General features: G+C 60.7%; 1 protein-coding gene and 1 pseudogene. Both read left to right on the top strand.

Annotation, left to right across the window (positions count from 1 at the left end; genetic code table 11):
- A partial coding sequence (locus GM1_RS22845; RefSeq protein WP_008382605.1) for a hypothetical protein occupies nucleotides 1–224 on the top strand: 224 nt, incomplete at its 5' end.
- Nucleotides 225–613: 389 nt separating this feature from the next.
- Nucleotides 614–860 (top strand): annotated as a pseudogene (locus GM1_RS21400) (HNH endonuclease); the annotation flags it as partial.

The following is an 860-nucleotide window of genomic DNA, read 5'->3' on the forward strand; positions in this document are numbered from 1 at the left end:
GGCTAAGCAGCTCCGGCGCAGTCAAGTACGACTACGTGCAGTATCTGGTCGACCCGACCCGACCATTCGAGATGGTCCGCGTGATCCATGACGGCAACACGCTGTTCGTCTCACACTTCGAATCCGGCGAGCTCCTCCTGCAAACAACGAAAGCCCCACCCGGAACGACGTACGTCGGCCGCCGCACAAAAGCCACGCCACCACAACCGTCACCGAAGTCCTGACACACCAACCGTCACCGATGTCCTGACACAGAACTGTCATCGAAGTCCTGATACATCACACGAATCCTCGTTGATCGAACGTACGTTTTTGTCAGAGGTGATCTATATCATTTAGCTAGTTTCCGGTTGACGCTGGCGACAGAGGTTCTTTGACAAGTCGATAGCGCGCTGCAGTCAGGCGAACCCGTTACAGACTGCTCGTTCCTCGGGTGAGAGTGCGAGCCGCGGGAGACTCGCAGCGACACTTGGCCGGGCTGGTGACCCGGCACCACGTGACCGCCGACGGGCACCACCCGCCTGTGGATGAGTGGTGCTGTCGGAGGTCACTGCCGAACCGTTGGTCGGTTCACGTTTGTTGCCACGCACCTTTGGTTGGAAGGGGGTTTGTCATGTTCACGTCTATTGTGCGCGAGCTCACCGACAGAATCGTCGACGAACTCGCACCACCCACCACCGCCGAGACCGACTCGGGACAGTCGCCGAGGTTTGCGTGCCTGCTCACCTCGGCGAGCAAGGTCGGCACCGACGACGCCGACATTCTGTCGGCGATCGTGGAAGTCGCCCGGGCCCGCAACGTTCTCGACGCAGCCCAAGCACAACTGGTTCGTACCGCGGAGCGGGCGGGGATCCCGTTCC

This window comes from Gordonia malaquae NBRC 108250, from assembly GCF_000344135.1.
Taxonomy (GTDB): domain Bacteria; phylum Actinomycetota; class Actinomycetes; order Mycobacteriales; family Mycobacteriaceae; genus Gordonia; species Gordonia malaquae.